The 19,072-nt window shown below is 46.9% G+C and carries 14 protein-coding genes and 5 pseudogenes; 13 read left to right on the top strand and 6 right to left on the bottom strand.

What is annotated here, in order from left to right:
* The first annotated feature begins 2 nt into the window (after positions 1–2).
* The 10 genes from nuoE (at position 3) to nuoN (ending at position 11,937) form a co-directional block, all read left to right on the top strand.
* The gene (gene nuoE / locus BDE27_RS17440; RefSeq protein WP_099131991.1) at positions 3–548 is read left to right on the top strand and encodes an NADH-quinone oxidoreductase subunit NuoE; all 546 of its coding nucleotides are present in this window, start codon (positions 3–5) and stop codon (positions 546–548) included.
* Entirely contained in the window at positions 545–1,909 is a 1,365-nt protein-coding gene (nuoF, locus tag BDE27_RS17445; RefSeq protein WP_099131990.1) for an NADH-quinone oxidoreductase subunit NuoF, read from the top strand. Before nuoE ends, nuoF begins: the two co-directional genes overlap by 4 nt.
* Positions 1,910–1,970: 61 nt before the next feature.
* A complete protein-coding gene (gene nuoG, locus BDE27_RS17450; RefSeq protein ID WP_099132147.1) occupies positions 1,971–4,694 on the top strand; it encodes an NADH-quinone oxidoreductase subunit NuoG in 2,724 nt (907 codons plus the stop codon).
* Positions 4,694–5,671: an NADH-quinone oxidoreductase subunit NuoH gene (gene nuoH, locus BDE27_RS17455; RefSeq protein WP_099131989.1), complete on the top strand. Its 978-nt coding sequence runs from the start codon at positions 4,694–4,696 to the stop codon at positions 5,669–5,671. Before nuoG ends, nuoH begins: the two co-directional genes overlap by 1 nt.
* Before the next feature lie 15 nt (positions 5,672–5,686).
* Positions 5,687–6,229, top strand: a complete 543-nt coding sequence (gene nuoI, locus BDE27_RS17460; protein WP_099131988.1) for an NADH-quinone oxidoreductase subunit NuoI — start codon at positions 5,687–5,689, stop codon at positions 6,227–6,229.
* Positions 6,230–6,241: 12 nt separating this feature from the next.
* On the top strand, positions 6,242–6,772 hold the full coding sequence (gene nuoJ / locus BDE27_RS17465; RefSeq protein ID WP_099131987.1) for an NADH-quinone oxidoreductase subunit J: 531 nt from the start codon (positions 6,242–6,244) through the stop codon (positions 6,770–6,772).
* Entirely contained in the window at positions 6,772–7,074 is a 303-nt protein-coding gene (gene nuoK, locus BDE27_RS17470; RefSeq protein WP_074018590.1) for an NADH-quinone oxidoreductase subunit NuoK, read from the top strand. The genes nuoJ and nuoK overlap by 1 nt, the downstream gene beginning before the upstream one ends.
* Positions 7,071–8,933: an NADH-quinone oxidoreductase subunit L gene (gene nuoL, locus BDE27_RS17475; RefSeq protein ID WP_099131986.1), complete on the top strand. Its 1,863-nt coding sequence runs from the start codon at positions 7,071–7,073 to the stop codon at positions 8,931–8,933. The genes nuoK and nuoL overlap by 4 nt, the downstream gene beginning before the upstream one ends.
* Before the next feature lie 19 nt (positions 8,934–8,952).
* On the top strand, positions 8,953–10,473 hold the full coding sequence (gene nuoM / locus BDE27_RS17480; RefSeq protein WP_099131985.1) for an NADH-quinone oxidoreductase subunit M: 1,521 nt from the start codon (positions 8,953–8,955) through the stop codon (positions 10,471–10,473).
* Positions 10,474–10,479: 6 nt separating this feature from the next.
* Positions 10,480–11,937 (top strand): NADH-quinone oxidoreductase subunit NuoN, encoded by a 1,458-nt coding sequence (gene nuoN / locus BDE27_RS17485; protein WP_099131984.1) that lies wholly within the window; start codon positions 10,480–10,482, stop codon positions 11,935–11,937.
* Positions 11,938–12,121: 184 nt separating this feature from the next.
* On the opposite strand, the pseudogene BDE27_RS17490 reads toward nuoN, so the two are convergent.
* Positions 12,122–12,555, bottom strand: a pseudogene (locus BDE27_RS17490) (IS6 family transposase); the annotation flags it as partial.
* 250 nt (positions 12,556–12,805) lie between these two features.
* Between BDE27_RS17490 and BDE27_RS17495 the strand changes: the two are divergent.
* Both BDE27_RS17495 and BDE27_RS17500 read left to right on the top strand, forming a co-directional pair.
* Positions 12,806–13,528, top strand: coding sequence for a hypothetical protein (locus tag BDE27_RS17495; protein WP_099131983.1), 723 nt, complete (start codon positions 12,806–12,808; stop codon positions 13,526–13,528).
* Positions 13,529–13,667: 139 nt separating this feature from the next.
* Positions 13,668–14,101: pseudogene (locus tag BDE27_RS17500) on the top strand (IS6 family transposase); the annotation flags it as partial.
* Positions 14,102–14,320: 219 nt separating this feature from the next.
* Here BDE27_RS17500 and BDE27_RS17505 read toward each other — a convergent pair.
* The 3 genes and pseudogenes from BDE27_RS17505 to BDE27_RS17515 all read right to left on the bottom strand — a co-directional run.
* Complete coding sequence (locus BDE27_RS17505) at positions 14,321–15,001, bottom strand: hypothetical protein (RefSeq protein ID WP_099131982.1); 681 nt, start codon at positions 14,999–15,001, stop codon at positions 14,321–14,323.
* Positions 15,002–15,724: 723 nt separating this feature from the next.
* A pseudogene (locus BDE27_RS17510) lies at positions 15,725–16,489 on the bottom strand (IS5 family transposase).
* A 200-nt stretch (positions 16,490–16,689) separates the two neighbouring features.
* Positions 16,690–17,028, bottom strand: a pseudogene (locus tag BDE27_RS17515) (DDE-type integrase/transposase/recombinase); the annotation flags it as partial.
* Here BDE27_RS17515 and BDE27_RS20575 point away from each other — a divergent pair.
* A pseudogene (locus BDE27_RS20575) lies at positions 17,002–17,375 on the top strand (hypothetical protein); the annotation flags it as partial. The pseudogenes BDE27_RS17515 and BDE27_RS20575 sit on opposite strands and share 27 nt — an antisense overlap.
* Positions 17,376–17,450: 75 nt before the next feature.
* On the opposite strand, the gene BDE27_RS19665 reads toward BDE27_RS20575, so the two are convergent.
* Complete coding sequence (locus BDE27_RS19665) at positions 17,451–17,828, bottom strand: hypothetical protein (RefSeq protein WP_208638608.1); 378 nt, start codon at positions 17,826–17,828, stop codon at positions 17,451–17,453.
* Between the two features lie 29 nt (positions 17,829–17,857).
* Positions 17,858–18,931: a site-specific tyrosine recombinase XerC gene (gene xerC, locus BDE27_RS17530; RefSeq protein ID WP_120211386.1), complete on the bottom strand. Its 1,074-nt coding sequence runs from the start codon at positions 18,929–18,931 to the stop codon at positions 17,858–17,860.
* Between the last annotated feature and the right edge of the window lie 141 nt (positions 18,932–19,072).

Here is a 19,072-nt window from a genome sequence, read left to right on the forward strand (position 1 = left end):
CGATGCAAAGTGAATTTAACGCAAACAAGCAAGCACGCCTTGATGTGGTTAACGTAACGGACGCTCAGACACTGGATAAGTTTGTATTGAGTGCTGACGAACGTAATGCTATTGAGCAGGAAAAACACCACTACGAAGATCCGCGTGCTGCGTCAATCGAAGCACTGAAAATTGTACAAAAGCAGCGTGGCTGGGTGCCTGATGGTGCCATTTATGCCATTGCTGAGGTATTGGATATCCCGGCCAGTGACGTGGAAGGTGTAGCGACGTTTTACAGCCAGATTTATCGGCAGCCAGTGGGACGCCACATTATCCGTTACTGTGACAGTGTTGTATGTCACATCACGGGCTATCAGGGTGTTCAGGCAGCGATAGAATCGTGTTTGAACATTCGTCCGGGGCAAACCACGGCAGATGGGCGTTTCACATTGTTACCCACTTGCTGCTTGGGTAACTGTGACAAGGGACCAACGATGATGATTGATGAGGACACCCACAGTTACGTGAAACCCGAAGAAATTGAAAAATTACTGGAGCAATATCCATGACAACGCATTCAGGAGTGAAAGAAATTATCCGCACAGCGGAAACTCATCCCCTGACATGGCGGTTGCGTGATGACCAACAACCTGTCTGGCTGGATGAATACCGAAGCCAAAATGGTTACAAAGGAGCCGAAAAAGCACTGAAGGGCATGGCTCCTGATGAAATTACCGCATTAGTTAAAGATGCTGGCTTAAAAGGTCGTGGTGGTGCAGGCTTCTCAACCGGCTTGAAATGGAGTCTGATGCCGAAAGACGAAAGTATGAATATCCGCTATTTGTTGTGTAATGCGGATGAGATGGAGCCGGGCACTTACAAAGACCGCCTATTGATGGAGCAACTGCCTCATTTGTTGGTGGAAGGCATGTTAATCAGTGCCTTTGCATTGAAAGCCTATCGCGGCTACATCTTCCTACGTGGTGAGTATGTTGAAGCGGCTGTCCATTTACGCAAAGCAATAGAGGAAGCTAAAGCTGCTGGATTGCTTGGCAAGAACATTTTGGGCAGTGGTTTTGATTTTGAACTGTTTGTTCATACTGGCGCAGGTCGTTATATCTGTGGTGAAGAAACCGCTTTGATTAACTCCCTTGAAGGACGCCGGGCAAACCCTCGTTCAAAACCCCCATTTCCTGCGACAGCTGGCGTATGGGGCAAACCTACGTGCGTCAACAACGTCGAAACATTGTGCAACGTTCCTGCAATTCTTGAACATGGGAAAGAGTGGTATATCGGTTTGAGTGCCGGCAAAAGTACAGATGCCGGTACCAAACTGATGGGCTTTTCTGGTCGGGTCAAAAATCCAGGTCTTTGGGAATTACCTTTTGGCACAACAGCCCGTGAAATTCTTGAAGAGTATGCGGGAGGAATGCGTGATGGCCTGAAATTCAAGGCATGGCAACCCGGAGGGGCAGGAACCGATTTCCTGACAGCAGACCATTTAGATCTGCCGATGGATTTTGAGCATATCGCCAAAGCGGGTAGCCGATTGGGAACCGCACTGGCAATGGCGGTGGATCATGAGATCAATATGGTTTCCCTGACCCGCAATCTTGAAGAATTCTTCGCTCGTGAATCTTGTGGCTGGTGTACACCATGCCGTGATGGTTTGCCGTGGAGTGTCAAAATCCTCAGGGCTATTGAGAGTGGCAAAGGCCAGCCAGGTGATATTGAAACATTAGAACAACTCTGTCGTTTTCTTGGCCCGGGCAAAACGTTTTGTGCTCATGCGCCAGGTGCTGTGGAACCTTTGCAGAGTGCTATTAAATATTTCCGTGAAGAGTTTGAAGCGGGAATTGTCACCAAAGATTATGGCAATACCAACCTGATTGCGGGTATTCAACCAAACCTGCTCAACCAGCGTTGGTAACAAACAGTGCTAATTTTTGATTAACGCCTGCCACGGCAGGCCATTGGGAAGCATGCTGACTATGGCTACGATACATGTAGACGGCAAAGAATATGATGTAAACGGGGCTGATAACCTGTTACAAGCCTGCCTCTCATTGGGGCTTGATATACCTTATTTTTGCTGGCATCCAGCGCTGGGAAGCGTTGGCGCTTGCCGCCAGTGTGCGGTGAAGCAATATCAAAATGCGGAAGATACGCGCGGTCGTCTGGTGATGTCTTGTATGACGCCGGCGTCAGATGGCACGTATATCTCCATTGATGATGAAGAAGCTAAACAGTTCCGTGCCAATGTTGTGGAATGGTTAATGACCAACCATCCCCACGACTGTCCAGTTTGTGAGGAAGGGGGTAACTGTCATTTGCAAGATATGACAGTGATGACGGGGCATTCATTCCGAAAATACCGTTTTACCAAACGTACTCACAAAAATCAGGCGTTGGGGCCATTCATTGCTCATGAAATGAACCGTTGTATCGCCTGTTATCGTTGTGTCCGTTACTACAAAGATTATGCGGATGGAACAGATTTTGGCGTTTATGGCGCTCATGACAACGTTTATTTTGGTCGTCCTGAAAGTGGCACATTGGAAAGTGAATTTTCCGGTAACCTTGTTGAAATTTGCCCAACAGGGGTATTTACCGATAAAACACATTCAGAACGTTATAACCGTAAATGGGACATGCAGTTTGCGCCAAGTATCTGCCAACAGTGCAGCATTGGCTGTAACACCAGCCCTGGTGAACGTTATGGTGAATTGCGCCGGATAGAAAACCGTTATAACGGCACGGTTAACCACTACTTCATGTGTGATCGCGGGCGTTTCGGTTATGGTTATGTCAACCGTGACGACCGTCCTCGCCAGCCCCAACAGTTGCGTGGTGATCAGTGGATTTCATTGAATGCTGAGCAGGTTATGCAAGGGGGTGCAGACATTTTGCGTCAGGCGAAAAATGCTATTGGCATCGGTTCACCGCGTGCCAGCATTGAAAGTAACTTTGCCTTGCGTGAATTGGTGGGTGCGGAAAACTTCTACAGCGGCATTTCAGCGGAAGAACAGCAACGCCTTGATATGATGTTAGAAATTCTCCAGCAAGGTGGAGTCTATACGCCATCCCTGCGTGAAATTGAAGATTATGATGCGGTGTTGGTGTTAGGGGAAGACCTGACCCAAACGGCTGCCCGTATGGCGTTATCTGTACGCCAGGCAGTGAAAGGCAAAGCGCGTGAAATGGCTGCCGCCCAGAAAGTGGCAGACTGGCAGATTGCGGCGGTTATGAATATTGGTCAACATGCCAAGTATCCTCTCTTCTTGACCAGTGTCGATGAAACCCGATTGGATGATATTGCAGCATGGAGCTACCGTGCACCTGTTGATGATCAGGCTCGCTTAGGTTTTGCCGTGGCACATGCCTTGAACAATATCGCACCTGCCGTTAATGATCTGCCGGATGAGCTGAAATCGAAAGTAGAAATCATTGCGCATGCATTGCGTGATGCGAAAAAACCATTGATTATCAGTGGCAGCAATCCAGGCAGTGATGCTTTGATTCAGGCTGCTGCCAATATCGCATGGGCCCTGAAAGATAAAGGTTCGGATGTGGGTCTTTCCTATGTTGCTGTATATGCCAATAGCCTGGGACTGGCAATGATGGAGGCGCAGCCATTGGATTCTGCTTTACAGCGTATTGCTAAAGGGGATTCAGATACCGCCATCGTGATGGAAAACGATCTCTATCGTCATGCACCGGCGGATAAAATTGATCGCGCACTGGATAGTCTGAAAAATCTGATCGTCGTGGATCACCAACGTACTGCTATCATGGATAAGGCGCATTTGATTCTGTCGGCCTCCAGTTTTGCTGAAAGCGATGGTACGTTGGTGAATCAGGAAGGTCGTGCCCAACGCTATTTCCAGGTTTACGAACCCGCATTTTATGATAAATCCATCGTTATGTTAGAAAGCTGGCGCTGGATGCATTCCTTGTATACCACCTATACGCAGTGTGAAACGGACTGGACACAACTTGATCATGTGATTGCAGCTTGTGTCAAAGTGATGCCGCAATTCAAAGGCATCATCAATGCGGCACCAGATGCGACATTCCGTATTCGTGGCCAAAAATTGGCACGTTCACCTCATCGTTACAGTGGCCGTACAGCGATGTTGGCTGATGTCAGTGTCCATGAGCAGCGCCAACCACAGGATATCGATACCGCATTTGCTTTCTCAATGGAAGGGAACAACAGCCCATATGCCCCACGTCAGCAAATCCCGTTTGCATGGGCACCAGGCTGGAACTCACCACAAGCGTGGAATAAATTTCAGGCTGAAATCGGTGGCAAGCTGCGTTTCGGCGATCCGGGCGTTCGTTTGATTGAAACGGTTGATGGTGGGTTGAACTACTTTGACGCTATCCCGACAGCATTCACTGCGCAAAAAGATCAATGGCATGTGGCGCCTTATTTCCATTTGTTCGGCAGTGAAGAACTGTCACAACGTTCTGATGTAATACAGGCACGTATGCCTGAGCCGTATGTGATGATCAATCATAAAGATGCGGAGCATTTGAATGTGAAAGAAGGTGCTGTGATGGCATTTGATTGTGAAGGGCAGAAACTGCGTTTAGCCGTGCGTTTGAGCGGCAATCTGGCACAAGGGCAAATCGGCTTGCCACTGGGAATGTCGGGTATACCGCCGGTTCTGGCAGGCAAATCAGTCCATAACTTACGGGAGGTTGCATAATGAGCTGGTTTACTCCCGAGGTCATTGAAATCCTGATTGCTGTATTGAAAGCTGTTGCCATTCTACTGGTCGTGGTTATCTGCGGGGCATTCATGAGTTTCTTTGAACGCCGCATTCTTGGCCTGTTTCAAAACCGTTATGGGCCAAACCGAGTCGGTTGGGGCGGTTCATTGCAGCTTGTCGCAGACATGATCAAAATGTTCTTTAAAGAAGACTGGGCACCGCGCTTTTCTGACAGAGCCATTTTCACTTTGGCCCCAGTTATTGCCTTCTGCTCAATGCTGCTGGCCTTTGTTATTGTGCCGGTAAGCCCGACATGGATGGTCGCAGACCTGAATATTGGTATCTTATTCTTCATGATGATGGCGGGTTTGGCGGTTTATTCCGTGCTGTTTGCTGGTTGGGCGAGTAACAACAAATATGCCTTGCTGGGTGCGATGCGTGCATCCGCACAGACATTGAGTTATGAAGTTTTCCTCGGTATGTCCATGATGGGCGTTGTGGCACAAGCTGGCTCCTTTAACATGGTGGATATCGTCAACTCACAGCAACATGTGTGGAATGTCATTCCTCAATTCTTTGGCTTCCTGACCTTTGCCATTGCGGGGGTAGCGGTATGCCACCGCCATCCCTTTGACCAACCGGAAGCAGAGCAAGAACTGGCTGACGGCTATCACATTGAATATTCCGGTATGAAATTCGGTCTGTTTTTTGTCGGGGAATATATCGCGATTGTGACGGTATCTGCTTTGATCGTCACGCTGTTCTTTGGTGGCTGGAATGGGCCTTTCTTGCCTCCATTCGTCTGGTTTGCGCTGAAAACAGCATTTTTCATGATGATGTTCATCTTGATCCGTGCTGCATTGCCGCGTCCTCGTTATGACCAGGTAATGTCGTTTGGCTGGAAAGTTTGTCTGCCGTTAACGTTACTTAATATGCTAGCGACAGCAGCAGTTATTTTATACAACGCTCAATAAAGGGGGGATTGAACCATGACATTGAAAGAATTAGTGGTCGGTTTCGCCACCCAGGTACGCAGTATTTGGATGATAGGGCTTCATGCCTTCCATAAACGCGAAACAAAAATGTATCCGGAAGAGCCAGTTTATCTGCCACCCCGTTACCGTGGGCGCATCGTTCTGACGCGTGATCCTGACGGTGAAGAGCGTTGTGTTGCGTGTAACTTGTGTGCAGCGGTATGTCCAGTGGGATGTATCGCACTGCAAAAAGCCGAGCATAAGGATGGTCGCTGGTATCCTGAATTCTTCCGCGTCAACTTTTCGCGTTGCATTTTCTGCGGCCTGTGTGAAGAAGCGTGCCCAACTACCGCGATTCAGTTGACACCGGATTTTGAACTGGGTGAATACAAGCGTCAGGATCTGGTGTACGAGAAAGAAGATCTGCTGATTTCAGGGCCAGGTAAATATCCTGACTATAACTTTTACCGTAAGACAGGTATGGCAATTGACGGCAAGGATAAAGGCGAAGCCGACAATGAGGCCAAGCCTATCGACGTTAAAAGTCTGTTGCCGTAAGGAGCGATATTCATGGAATTTACATTTTATGTCGCAGGGCTGGTTGCTATTCTCGCAACACTCAGGGTAATAACCCATACGAACCCAGTGCATGCACTGTTGTATCTGATTATTTCCTTGTTGGCACTGTCCGTTGTGTTTTTTTCAATGGGTGCCTATTTTGCTGGTGCTTTGGAGATCATCGTTTACGCGGGCGCAATTATGGTGTTGTTCGTCTTCGTCGTGATGATGCTGAATCTGGGAAAATCAGTTATCGAGCAGGAGCGGCTATGGTTACAGCCCCGAGTTTGGATTGGCCCGTCAATCTTGTCTATCGTCCTGTTGATTGTGTTGGTTTATGCCATCAGTACTCTGTCATCCGCTGAAATCAGTGGTGAAGTGGTCAGTGCCAAAGAAGTGGGCATTAGCCTGTTTGGGCCTTATGTATTAGCTGTTGAACTGGCATCTTTGCTGCTGTTGGCAGGATTGGTAGTGGCTTACCACATCGGCCGTGAAAACCGACAAGGGGAAGTGATCAGCAATCGTGCGGAGGATCAACAATAATGATAGCGTTACACCATGGCCTCATTCTGGCGGCTATTCTGTTTACATTGGGCTTCACCTGCCTGATTATCCGCCGCAATCTATTATTTATGCTGATCGGGTTGGAAATCATGATCAATGCTTCAGCGCTGGCGTTTGTCGTTGCTGGCAGCTATTGGCTCCAGCCTGATGGTCAGGTGATGTACATTCTGGCCATTACTCTGGCAGCAGCCGAGGCGAGCATCGGTTTGGCACTGTTATTACAGTTGCACCGTCGTCGCCAAAACCTGAATATTGATACAGTCAGTGAGATGCGCGGATGAACTTACTCTATTTAACAATTCTGTTGCCACTGCTGGGATTTTTGCTATTGGCATTTTCCCGTGGCCGCTGGTCTGAAAATTTGTCAGCCACTATTGGGATTGGTTCTGTTGGGTTGGCAGCTTTGGTCACATTCTGGGCTGCGATTGATTTTCTTACTCAGGATGGAGCAGGGGGGCTGGTTTACAGTCAAACATTGTGGAACTGGATGGCGGTAGATAATTTCAGCATCCCCATTAATCTGGTACTGGATGGTCTGTCGCTGACGATGCTTAGTGTTGTGACCGGCGTTGGTTTTCTGATCCACATCTATGCTTCTTGGTATATGCGTGGTGAAGAGGGATACTCCCGCTTTTTCGCCTATACCAACCTATTTATCGCCAGTATGGTGGTATTGGTGCTGGCAGATAACATCCTGCTGATGTACCTCGGTTGGGAAGGTGTAGGCCTGTGTAGTTACCTGTTGATCGGTTTCTACTACAAAACCCCTGCCAATGGCGCGGCGGCAATGAAAGCCTTCATTGTGACTCGAGTTGGTGATGTATTCCTTGCCATTGGCATGTTTATCCTTTACGACCAGCTTGGTACATTGAGTTTCCGCGAATTAGCGGTATTGGCGCCACAACATATTGAAGCAGGTTCTAGCGCGATCAATTGGGCAACCTTGATGATTCTGGGGGGCGCTGTAGGTAAATCAGCTCAATTACCATTGCAAACATGGCTGGCGGATGCGATGGCCGGCCCAACACCGGTTTCTGCTCTGATCCACGCCGCTACGATGGTTACCGCTGGGGTTTATCTAATTGCCCGCAGTCATGCTTTGTTCTTGATGGCGCCTGATATTTTGCATTTGGTCGGTATTATTGGTGCGATCACCTTGCTGTTGGCAGGTTTCGCAGCACTGGTACAGACAGATATCAAGCGAGTGCTGGCTTACTCCACCATGAGCCAGATTGGCTACATGTTTCTGGCATTGGGCGTACAGGCGTGGGATGCCGCGATCTTTCATCTCATGACCCATGCATTCTTTAAAGCGTTACTGTTCCTGGCTTCTGGTTCGGTGATTCTGGCCTGCCATCATGAGCAAAACATCTTCAAAATGGGTGGCCTAAGCAAGCGTATCCCATTTGTTTATCTCTGCTTCCTGGTGGGTGGGTCTGCGTTGTCAGCACTGCCATTGTTGACAGCAGGTTTCTACAGTAAAGATGAAATCCTGTGGGGCGCATTGGCAAATGGTCATATGAACCTGATGCTGGCAGGGCTGATTGGAGCATTGATGACATCACTGTATACCTTCCGCATGATCTTTATCGTGTTCCACGGTGAAGAAAATACCCATGCTCATCCAGTCAAGGGTATTACCCATACCTTGCCATTGTCCGTGTTGCTGGTGCTGTCCACTTTTGTTGGCGCGCTGATTGTGCCACCGCTGGCGGGAGTCTTACCCGATAGCGTTCTATCAGGAAACAGTGTGGTGGGGCATGATGGCAAAATGACATTAGAAATCGTTTCTGGTGTGATTGCTGTTGTCGGTATCTTGCTGGCAGCTGCGTTGTATCTGGGCAAACGTAGTGTGGTTAATGCTACGGCGAACAGTGCATTAGGTCGCTTCTTCTCCACATGGTGGTTCCATGCCTGGGGATTTGACGCACTGTATGACTGGGTATTTGTGAAACCATTCAAAAATATCACTCGTTTGTTGCAGAGTGATCCTTTGAACTCACTGATGAACATTCCAGCTATATTGTCACGTTGGGGCAATAAAGGGCTTCGTTGGAGTGAGAACGGACAAGTCCGTTGGTACGCTACCTCTATGGGGTTGGGTGCAGTGCTGGTTTTAGCTCTGCTGCTTTTGGTTTAATTAAGGGACATATTGCGCCATGCTACTACCTTGGCTAATTCTTCTGCCCTTCATCGGAGGCCTGCTGTGTTGGCAGGCAGAGCGCTTCGGCACCCGTATGCCGCGTTGGATAGCGCTTCTGGCGATGGGACTGACGCTGTTACTCTCCCTGTACCTGTGGTTACAGGGAGGTTATACACTCACCAACCCACAGGGCATACCACAGTGGCAATCCGAGTTTTTGCTTCAGTGGATCCCACGTTTTGGCATTAGCATTCATTTGGCACTGGATGGTTTGTCCTTGCTAATGGTGGTGCTGACTGCATTACTGGGTTTGATGGCAATCCTCTGTTCGTGGAATGAAAACCAGCCATACCAGGGTTTCTTCCACCTGAATCTGTTGTGGATATTGGGCGGTGTGATGGGGGTCTTCCTTGCCATTGACCTGTTCTTGTTCTTCTTCTTCTGGGAAGTGATGTTGGTACCGATGTACTTCCTGATTGCACTATGGGGACACAGAGGCTCGGAAGGTAAAACTCGTATTACTGCGGCAACGAAATTCTTCATCTATACCCAGGCCAGTGGTTTGGTGATGCTGATTTCGATTCTGGCATTGGCTTTCATTCACCATGATGCAACCGGCGAATGGACATTCAACTATGAAAAACTGTTGCACACGCCGATGTCATACACCGTTCAATATTTGCTAATGCTGGGTTTCTTCATTGCATTCGCAGTGAAGATGCCGGTTGTTCCTTTACACGGCTGGCTACCAGATGCTCATAGTCAGGCACCAACAGCAGGTTCAGTTGACCTTGCGGGGATTTTGCTGAAAACAGCGGCGTATGGTTTGTTACGTTTCAGTTTGCCCCTGTTCCCACAAGCCTCTGCGGAATTTGCTCCGATTGCGATGTGGCTGGGCGTCATTGGTATTTTCTACGGTGCGTGGATGGCATTCAGCCAGACTGATATCAAGCGTTTGATTGCCTATACCAGTGTTTCCCACATGGGCTTTGTACTTATCGCCATTTACACAGGTAGCCAATTAGCTTATCAGGGAGCGGTGATCCAGATGATTGCACATGGCCTGTCAGCAGCGGGTTTGTTTATTTTGTGTGGTCAGCTCTATGAACGCCTGCATACCCGAGACATGCGCCAAATGGGTGGATTATGGGGAAGAATTCAACTCTTGCCTGCGATATCCCTGTTTTTTGCGGTAGCAACATTGGGTATGCCAGGAACCGGTAACTTTGTTGGGGAATTTATGATCCTGTTTGGCAGCTTCAGTAAATTTACCTTGGTTACTACGGTATCCGTGTTCGGTTTGGTTTTTGCCTCTGTTTATGCACTGTACTTGATGCAGAAAGCGCATTACGGTACGCCAAAAACGGATAAGCCCTTACAGAGAATGGATGTGCGTGAAATTTCCATTTTGCTGTTGTTGGTCGTCTTATTGGTGATTTTGGGTGTGTACCCGCAGCCAATTCTTGATACCTCAGCCGCAGCAATGAGTAACATCCAGAATTGGTATTCAGCTTCACTTTTAACTACAAGGCCGTAATTCGCCATGACAATAACTTCTGAACAATTGATCGCACTGTTGCCGCTATTGATCGTCGGATTGACGGTGGTGGTTGTGATGCTGTCCATTGCGTGGCGACGCGATCATTTCACCAATGTCACCTTGACGGTGATTGGCCTAAACCTGGCTCTGTTCTCTCTCTATTTTGTGGGACAGCAGGAGCCAATGGATGTCACGCCATTGATTCATGTAGATCGTTTTGCAATGTTCTATACTGGCCTTGTGCTGATTGCGAGCCTTGCAACAACGACATTTGCCTACTCATGGTTGGAAAATTATCCCGATAATAAAGAAGAATTTTATCTGTTGGTGATGATTGCGGCGGTTGGGGGAATTCTGCTCTCTTCTGCCAACCACATGGCATCACTGTTTATCGGAATTGAATTGATCACCCTGCCGCTATTTGGTTTAGTGGGTTATGCATATCGTCAGAAACGTTCGTTGGAAGCGGGCATCAAATATATGTTGCTGTCTGCGGCTGCGTCTTCATTCTTGCTGTTCGGTATTGCACTGCTGTATGCAGAATCCGGTGATTTGTCTTTCGCATCACTCGGCAAGAGTTTGAGCGATAGCAAACTGCATGAACCGTTAGTGCTGGCTGGTTTGGGGATGATGATCGTAGGGCTGGGCTTTAAACTTTCCCTCGTGCCTTTCCAACTGTGGACACCGGATGTTTATCAAGGCGCACCAGCACCGGTATCAACTTTTCTGGCAACGGCAAGTAAGGTTGCGATCTTTGCGGTGATCATGCGCTTATTCATTGAAGCGCCAGTGGCTGAAAGCACAACCTTGCGTATTCTGCTAACTGTGATTGCCATTGCCTCTATTCTATTTGGTAACTTGTTGGCATTGACACAAAGCAATATCAAACGACTACTGGGTTACTCATCCATTGCTCATTTGGGATATTTGCTGGTGGTATTGGTGGCTATCAAAGATCATACTTTGGCAGAAGAGACGGCAGGTATTTATCTGGTCGGTTATTTGCTTGCCAGCATCGGGGCATTTGGCGTGGTCAGTTTGATGTCTAGCCCGTACAGAGGGCCAGATGCGGATTCACTGTTCTCATATCGTGGCTTGTTCTGGCATAAACCAATTCTGTCAGCGGTTATGACTATTATGATGTTGTCATTGGCGGGAATACCATTAACATTTGGCTTCATTGGCAAATTCTATGTTATCGCGACAGGTGTTGAAGCAAGATTATGGTGGCTGACTGGTGCAGTTGTCGTGGGTAGTGCCATTGGTCTTTACTATTATCTACGAGTGATGGTGAGCTTATACCTGCCGGCACCGAAAGCACTGAATCGTGATACACCAAGCAATTGGGCGTTTACCTCTGGCGGGATTGTGGTGTTGCTCAGTGCGTTACTGGTGTTGATCCTTGGTATTTGGCCACAACCGCTGATTGATATTGTTCAGCTGGCGAAAAGCGTTTTGTAAATAATAAGCTAAAGAAACTATTTTAAAGACCCAGCCATCGTTGTCTGGGTTTTTTCGTTTATAAGTGTCTGGCAACAGTACTGGTGTCAGAAAAACCTGCTTTGTGATATAAAGCTTTGAATACGGTTCTGTCGCATTAACAAAGAAAGTACGAGTGAAGATGAGGTGATTGATTGTTCGCCGGGTGCTCCTGTTCAATCAGATTATTAAGGTATTTGTTTTGCCGGATAATGATGTCGCTATCCTTAGGTTTTCCCTGATTTTACTCGTCCACTGTGGCTTTATTGGCGCCACTTTTATCCATCGTCACCACGTCGGGTTGTCCATGCTGACGCATCGCCTTTTTAAAGATTTCCCTTTGATTTTGATATAGGTTTCGTCCATTCGCCACCGACGCCCAACAGCAGGCTTGCTCCGCCGATAGCGTTTGACCCTCAACGGGATCAGACGATGAACCCAGCGGGAGAGCGTGGAATGATCGACGGTTATCCCCCGCTCAGCTAGCATTTCCTCCAGGTCACGCAGGCTCAGTGCATAGGCCAGATACCAGCGAACACACTGAGCGATGATATCAACAGGATAGTGCAGGCGTTTGAATGCTTTTCGGATAAGGGACATCGGTGAATCACTCAACAAAAAAACGGCATGATACCCGGACACTGCTTAATACGACAGAACCAAAATTTCAGCATAAACCCCATAAAGTACAGGAAACAAAACTTGAGTTATTGAACAAATATTTACTTTATTTTTTTTTATATGGCTAAAATAGTTACGATGATAATCAAAATTACCGATTGTTATTATATAAGTTCATATAGATGATAATTATCTATTTAATGTTAATTACTGATATAGGGTTTTTATTATGTTGAAATTTCTTAAGTTCTTCCCAGAGGGGTTTCACGTTTATGAAGATAAAATGCCTGAATACCCCCATTATTTACGTCTGACTATATCGGGGCATGGAAATGATGATGGATTCCTAGCATCGCTTTTTGGTGGTGACAAATTTTTTGCTGACAACAAAAAGGAATATTCTCATATAGAACCAGAAAGATTAGTACGTATTTTGACGTTATTTTTTGGGACTTTCTTAAAAAAATATCGGGTTATTCGTTTGTTTTTTTGCCAGTCAGCGGGATTTGAATACGGTGAAATCGAAAAATCTTTTGCGGCTGAATTTTCTCGAAAATTGAAATATTCCTCTTATTATAATGAGTATGTTATCGTTGAGGCTTTTATAACAAATATTGCTTCTAGGCCTTTTAATTATGAGAAATATAAAAAAGATCGCAAAGAAGAAAGAGAAAATGATAGTGAAGAACATCCTAATTATCCTAATAAAAAGAAAAAAAGGATCTTGAAAGCCAGCCATGAACCCACTACCGTCACTAAAATGTATTTTCATGGGAAAGAAAAAGAAAAAAATTTAATTGATAAAATGAACAAATCTTTTAATAAAAATATAATGAGTTCTGAACCTATTATGGACGACATGGATAAACGAATATTTTTCCGCAATGGGGCAATAGTGCATATTGGAACATTAATGTCTGATAGATATAAGAAATTTAGAAAAATAGACTAAACATAGATCTGTTTTCATACATAAAAAATGGAATTATTATTCCAAACTAGATTTGTATCTATCGGATGGAGATAGATGGGTTCTGTCGTATTAAGCAGTGTCCGGGTATCATGCCGTTTTTTTGTTGAGTGATTCACCGATGTCCCTTATCCGAAAAGCATTCAAACGCCTGCACTATCCTGTTGATATCATCGCTCAGTGTGTTCGCTGGTATCTGGCCTATGCACTGAGCCTGCGTGACCTGGAGGAAATGCTAGCTGAGCGGGGGATAACCGTCGATCATTCCACGCTCTCCCGCTGGGTTCATCGTCTGATCCCGTTGAGGGTCAAACGCTATCGGCGGAGCAAGCCTGCTGTTGGGCGTCGGTGGCGAATGGACGAAACCTATATCAAAATCAAAGGGAAATCTTTAAAAAGGCGATGCGTCAGCATGGACAACCCGACGTGGTGACGATGGATAAAAGTGGCGCCAATAAAGCCACAGTGGACGAGTAAAATCAGGGAAAACCTAAGGATAGCGACATCATTATCCGGCAAAACAAATACCTTAATAATCTGATTGAACAGGAGCACCCGGCGAACAATCAATCATCTCATCTTCACTCGTACTTTCTTTGTTAATGCGACAGAACCGAAGCGAGAGTATCTGCCATAAAATAACCTCATTCTGTGTATTTCATGGCAGTATAGAGGGGAACTATAATTTCTCAATAAACAGCTAGCGTTGGTAGTCATGTATAGGAATGCCATACTCCCATATAATGGTTAAGCCTATTTGGGGGAGACTGACCATCAAAATGGCTCATTTTGGGGTATGTATTGATTCCATAATGCCTCGCCTTCCTTACTCTCCCAAGGTGGAGTAGTAGGTTTACCGTTCAACCAAAATTGTATTTTTTGTTGAACCCGAAAAAAATGTCTATTTCTATAAATCCATCTTAACTCACGCGCAGTTATATCTGACGAGCCCCGAGAACCAGGATATTCTTTTTTTTGCACTATATATTCCATGTCTATCTTATCAAGAATAAAATGTACATGCATATCTTTGGTCATTTCGTCATCGTTTCTGGTTATCCAAGATAATCCTCCCTTGCATTTCCTACCAAATTGTGACATTATGTCAACATTTGTTTTTTCCCTTTCTTCTTCTTTTTTTATGTCTGCCAAGGATTTTTGGGTAGTGTAATATTTAGGATGCTGACTAAGATATGACATAAAGTTACTTTGGAAACGCTGTTTTCTCCCTAAGGTCATTCTGTTTTTTCGTTCCTGACCGTCACTCCTCATCTCAGCATCTACGGGAATCACATATTCATCTATTATTCGAGGTCGTACTCTGTACTTACTCATTTCTAGTTCAAGGAGTTTAAATTCAGGAAATTCTTTAGTGTAGTTTATTCTTTGATCCTTTAGTCCATAAATAAGATCATTGGGATGAATTTTTTGCCTAAACGGTGCATTGAATGGCATTTTTTTATCCTTATATCATTATGTTGTTTTTTATGATTAAATTTTAATTATGTTGGTGTTTTATGCTGAGTTAATGTGATATTTCTCCCTTCAGTAGGTCTAGTGATTTAAATTTAATAATTTCTGATTATTTTTATATTATAGGAACCTTTTAGGGAAAAAGTTGCTCTTGATGACATCATTTATGGGTTAGATGGCGCCAGGATAAAATACACTGGAATGGAAAATGGGCCATTTACATTAGTTGAGCTTAGCAGGATTAAGTACAAAGTCAGACCTCACACCATAGATGAGTTTGTCGTTCAAGGTGAGCGAGAAGCGATATACCCAACCTATAACGCCGCAAAGGAAGTCAAGACATTTCTATCAGGACAGCTTCACATCATACCTTGAACGCCATGCAAAATATTACACAACCACACTAAGTCGATATCCACATAGGGGAAGCTTATTCAGCAGAAAAAATAGTAGTGTTCCAGTGCTTCTTTCAGCTTATTTTCGACATAAGTATGCATAAGTAACCACTAGATAACATTAACATTTATTCAGATTTATAGCACAAACCCTTGATTAAAAGGCATTTTCACTCTCCTAATTGTTCAATAAAAATTATCTAAGGTAATATCTGAAGCATACAAGATTAAATACAGTGTTTTTAGAAAAACCCCTTGCTTGTATAGCTGGGGTTTGGTGTCGCATTTAGGGGCTGTTGATGTTTTAAGGTCATAATTCATCAGCCCACATGGGCAACCAGACAATGATAAACACCAGAGCCAACATACTGGCGTAATTCCGTTTAAGCTTATCGTATCTTGTTGCTATTGCACGAAAATGTTTAACTCTGGCGAACGCATTCTTCACCAAATGACGATAACGATATAAACATTTATCAATCTGTTTATCCGATTTTCGGCTATTTTTTCGGTAGGGAATAATCGGCGTTGTTCCTTGTTGTTCAATATGATTTCTGAAAACCTGACTGTCGTACCCTTTGTCAGCTATCACAAAGTCCGAAGGGGGCGATTGTTCGACTAAACTTTTAGCATGAACAATGTCATGCACTTGTCCCCTGGACAATTCAAAATGAACAGGTAAGCCGTAACTATCGACGGCCAAATGGATTTTGGTTGAACGTCCACCACAACTTTTGCCAATAGCCTCATCATCATCTGAAGCCGCTCCGGCACTGTGCTGATGCGCTCGAACAATACTGCCATCAATAAATCATTCCCTATCAGCAAACACAGATAACCACTTGAAAATGAGCTGTAAAACCCCTTTCTTTGACCAAGCATTGAAACGTTGAAAGATGCTATTCCCTTTGCCGAATTCTGGCGGTAAATCGCGCCAGGGAACGCTCGTTCTCATTCGGTAAAGAATGCCTTCAAAGGTCAAACGGTGTTCAGGTTTGTGATAAATCCAACCCGCATGTTGCATTAACGCAGATCGCTTATTCCATTGGGGATCTGTTAACATAGTTCGTGGCATGATGGTGAGGTCTGGTTGTTTTTTGGCGAAAGTAATTATACCAAATCATCATGCTGTCTAATAATCCCTCACAAAACATCAACACTTCCTAAACAAACATCAGATTTAGTCACTTCATCCTGATTGAGTGACTATATAAAGACTATCTGGTTCTGTCGCATTAACAAAGAAAGTACGATTGAAGATGAGGTGATTGATTTTTACTCAGCTAATTGATAGGAAAATGCCGCGGGTGAAATCGGACACCCTTCTTTTTGTCGGTATTGTCCTTTGCGCAACATACAGACCAATTCAATCCCTGCCAACACGGTCTGGGTCCGTCTGAAGTTTTTGAACCCCAGCATAGGACGTGTTCGCCGTTTGATGTTGCGGTGATCCTGTTCAATCAGATTATTAAGGTATTTGTTTTGCCGGATAATGATGTCGTTATCCTTAGGTTTTCCCTGATTTTACTCGTCCACTGCGGCTTTATTGGCGCCACTTTTATCCATCGTCACCACGTCGGGTTGTCCATGCTGACGCATCGCCGTCTGAATCCACAGCACGGTAAAGGTAACTTAGAAGAACTTTATTGCTGTGTCGATGACTTCTGCCAAAAATTTATCCCTCTCTGGCATCAACAACTTATCGAGAATGGATGACGTCAACGTAAGCGCTCCTCTTCCCTTTCTCTCAGCGAGGTCATGACGATCCTCATTTTATTTCATATGAGCCATTACCGGAATTTTAAAGGCTTTTATCTTGAGCATGTCACCCTTTATCCCTTTATCTGCACAAGGAATTCCCGGGGGTAGTCAGTTATACCCGTATGCTTACGTTGAAAAAAAGAGCACTTATTCCCCTGTGCACATTCCTGTCATCACGTCAAAGCCAAACCGCAGGCCTGCGAGCCGCGCGCAGACAATGCAGCAGGGTCGGGGCGGGGGAGGTAAAACCGCGGAGGCCGCAGGCCGACCTGCTTTCAGGGGGGTTGCCGGACGGGGGCAAGGCCGCTAAAGAAGAAACTGTTTTTACCGGAACGGGGCACGCTGCTTAAGATTGGCGCTGAGTTTGCCAGGCAGGTGCTCAGTCGCTGACAGCAGAAGGCGTCAGCCTTGTGCGGTGCACCCCGCGATGCTGATAGCGGGGGCGCCAGACATAATGCAGATTGTGCGATGTGAGCCGCTCTTCGGGGCTGGGCGCGACGGCAGGGCCGCACGGCGAATTTCGCACAATCTCCCTGCATTATGTTAAATGGGCTTTGGGCAGCCGGCACAGAGTGGTTGGGGACACCGTGGCCGCCGCTGCCCATTGCCCATTTACCCCCGCCGGTACTGAAGCTGACGGGCAGGCCGGTCACGGTCTGCCCCTGCACGGAACCCCGCGGACTCAACGGGGATTATCGGGCTGTCCGGTACGCTGGGGTTTCGGGTCTGTGCCAGGTTCTCCGCGGGCACCGCCTGAGCTGCTCTCTGGCGGTTCGGTATGGTTGTCTGCGTCCGGTTGGGTTTGGGGGGCACGCTCGGCCGGATGGGTCTGGCTGTGCACCTGCTTGAGCTGTTTGATGGCGACCCGCGTATACACCTGAGTAGTGTTGAGTTTCTCATGCCCCAGCATCGCCTGGATATGGCGGATATCCGCGCCATTGTCCAGCATCTGCGTCGCCATTGAATGCCGGAACAGGTGACAGGCACCCGGCTTGTCTAGCTGCGCCTGATGGCGGATGGCCTTGCCCGCGATTTGGGTCAGGTGCCCCAGACTGAGCGGCTTGCCCTTTTGCGAGATAAACAGGTAACCGCTGTCATGGCTGTCTGCCAACTGTGGCCGGACCTGCACCAGATAGCGTGTCAGCCAGCCCAGTGCCCGCTCGCCGATAGGCACCACCCGGTCTTTATGGCCTTTGCCCTGATTGACCACCACGGCCCCGCGTTCGACATCGATATCTCCCTGCCGGAGCTGGCGCAGCTCCATACGCCGGAGGCCACTGCTCCAGAGGATTTCCAGCATCACCCGGTTGCGCAGTCCCAACACACTCTGATCATCAAGGCTATCCAGCACCTGAGTGGTTTCCCGTTCACTCAGTATCTGGGCGGGCAACCGTTTCTCTTCTTTTGGCAACACCATCTGCTCGGCCGGGTTGTAGAGGATGTGATGGCGTTGCAGTAACCAGCGGAACCACAACCGCAGTGTGCCCAGACGTTCACGCTGGCCGTTATGGCTGTAAGGCTGGCCATCGGCCTTGCGGTAAGCCCGCAGATAGCGCTGCCAGCTTTCCAGCAATACCAGCGTCACCTGTGCCGGATACTGCACGGTGCGCTGCTCGCACCAGTCGACGAACGGTAACAGCCGTTCCCGGTAGCTTTCCCGCGTGCGCGGGCTTTTTCCCTGTGCAGCCTGTGTATCGAGGTACGCGTCCAGTTGCTGGCGTAAGGTGGCGTGCAGGGGATTAGGTGGGCTTGTCATGCGGATTCTCCTTCTTTTTTGTTGTATGGGTAGCGAAGAGAGCTGTACGGGCGGAACAGTGTTTTTTGGCTGATGCCGACCACTTTGAGGGGAAGCCTTGCTGTATCTGCCTTTGCCGGGATTTAACCATCCCGACTACCT

The organism is Xenorhabdus ehlersii, assembly GCF_003610465.1.
Taxonomy (GTDB): domain Bacteria; phylum Pseudomonadota; class Gammaproteobacteria; order Enterobacterales; family Enterobacteriaceae; genus Xenorhabdus; species Xenorhabdus ehlersii.

Excerpts from the sequence above, each read along its gene's own strand:
- xerC (WP_120211386.1), bottom strand. The coding sequence starts at position 18,931 with ATGACAAGCCCACCTAATCCCCTGCACGCCACCTTACGCCAGCAACTG.
- nuoK (WP_074018590.1), top strand. The coding sequence starts at position 6,772 with ATGATAGCGTTACACCATGGCCTCATTCTGGCGGCTATTCTGTTTACA.
- nuoN (WP_099131984.1), top strand. The coding sequence starts at position 10,480 with ATGACAATAACTTCTGAACAATTGATCGCACTGTTGCCGCTATTGATC.
- nuoE (WP_099131991.1), top strand. The coding sequence starts at position 3 with ATGCAAAGTGAATTTAACGCAAACAAGCAAGCACGCCTTGATGTGGTT.
- nuoH (WP_099131989.1), top strand. The coding sequence starts at position 4,694 with ATGAGCTGGTTTACTCCCGAGGTCATTGAAATCCTGATTGCTGTATTG.
- nuoI (WP_099131988.1), top strand. The coding sequence starts at position 5,687 with ATGACATTGAAAGAATTAGTGGTCGGTTTCGCCACCCAGGTACGCAGT.
- BDE27_RS17495 (WP_099131983.1), top strand. The coding sequence starts at position 12,806 with ATGTTGAAATTTCTTAAGTTCTTCCCAGAGGGGTTTCACGTTTATGAA.
- nuoJ (WP_099131987.1), top strand. The coding sequence starts at position 6,242 with ATGGAATTTACATTTTATGTCGCAGGGCTGGTTGCTATTCTCGCAACA.
- nuoL (WP_099131986.1), top strand. The coding sequence starts at position 7,071 with ATGAACTTACTCTATTTAACAATTCTGTTGCCACTGCTGGGATTTTTG.
- nuoM (WP_099131985.1), top strand. The coding sequence starts at position 8,953 with ATGCTACTACCTTGGCTAATTCTTCTGCCCTTCATCGGAGGCCTGCTG.
- nuoF (WP_099131990.1), top strand. The coding sequence starts at position 545 with ATGACAACGCATTCAGGAGTGAAAGAAATTATCCGCACAGCGGAAACT.
- nuoG (WP_099132147.1), top strand. The coding sequence starts at position 1,971 with ATGGCTACGATACATGTAGACGGCAAAGAATATGATGTAAACGGGGCT.
- BDE27_RS17505 (WP_099131982.1), bottom strand. The coding sequence starts at position 15,001 with ATGCCATTCAATGCACCGTTTAGGCAAAAAATTCATCCCAATGATCTT.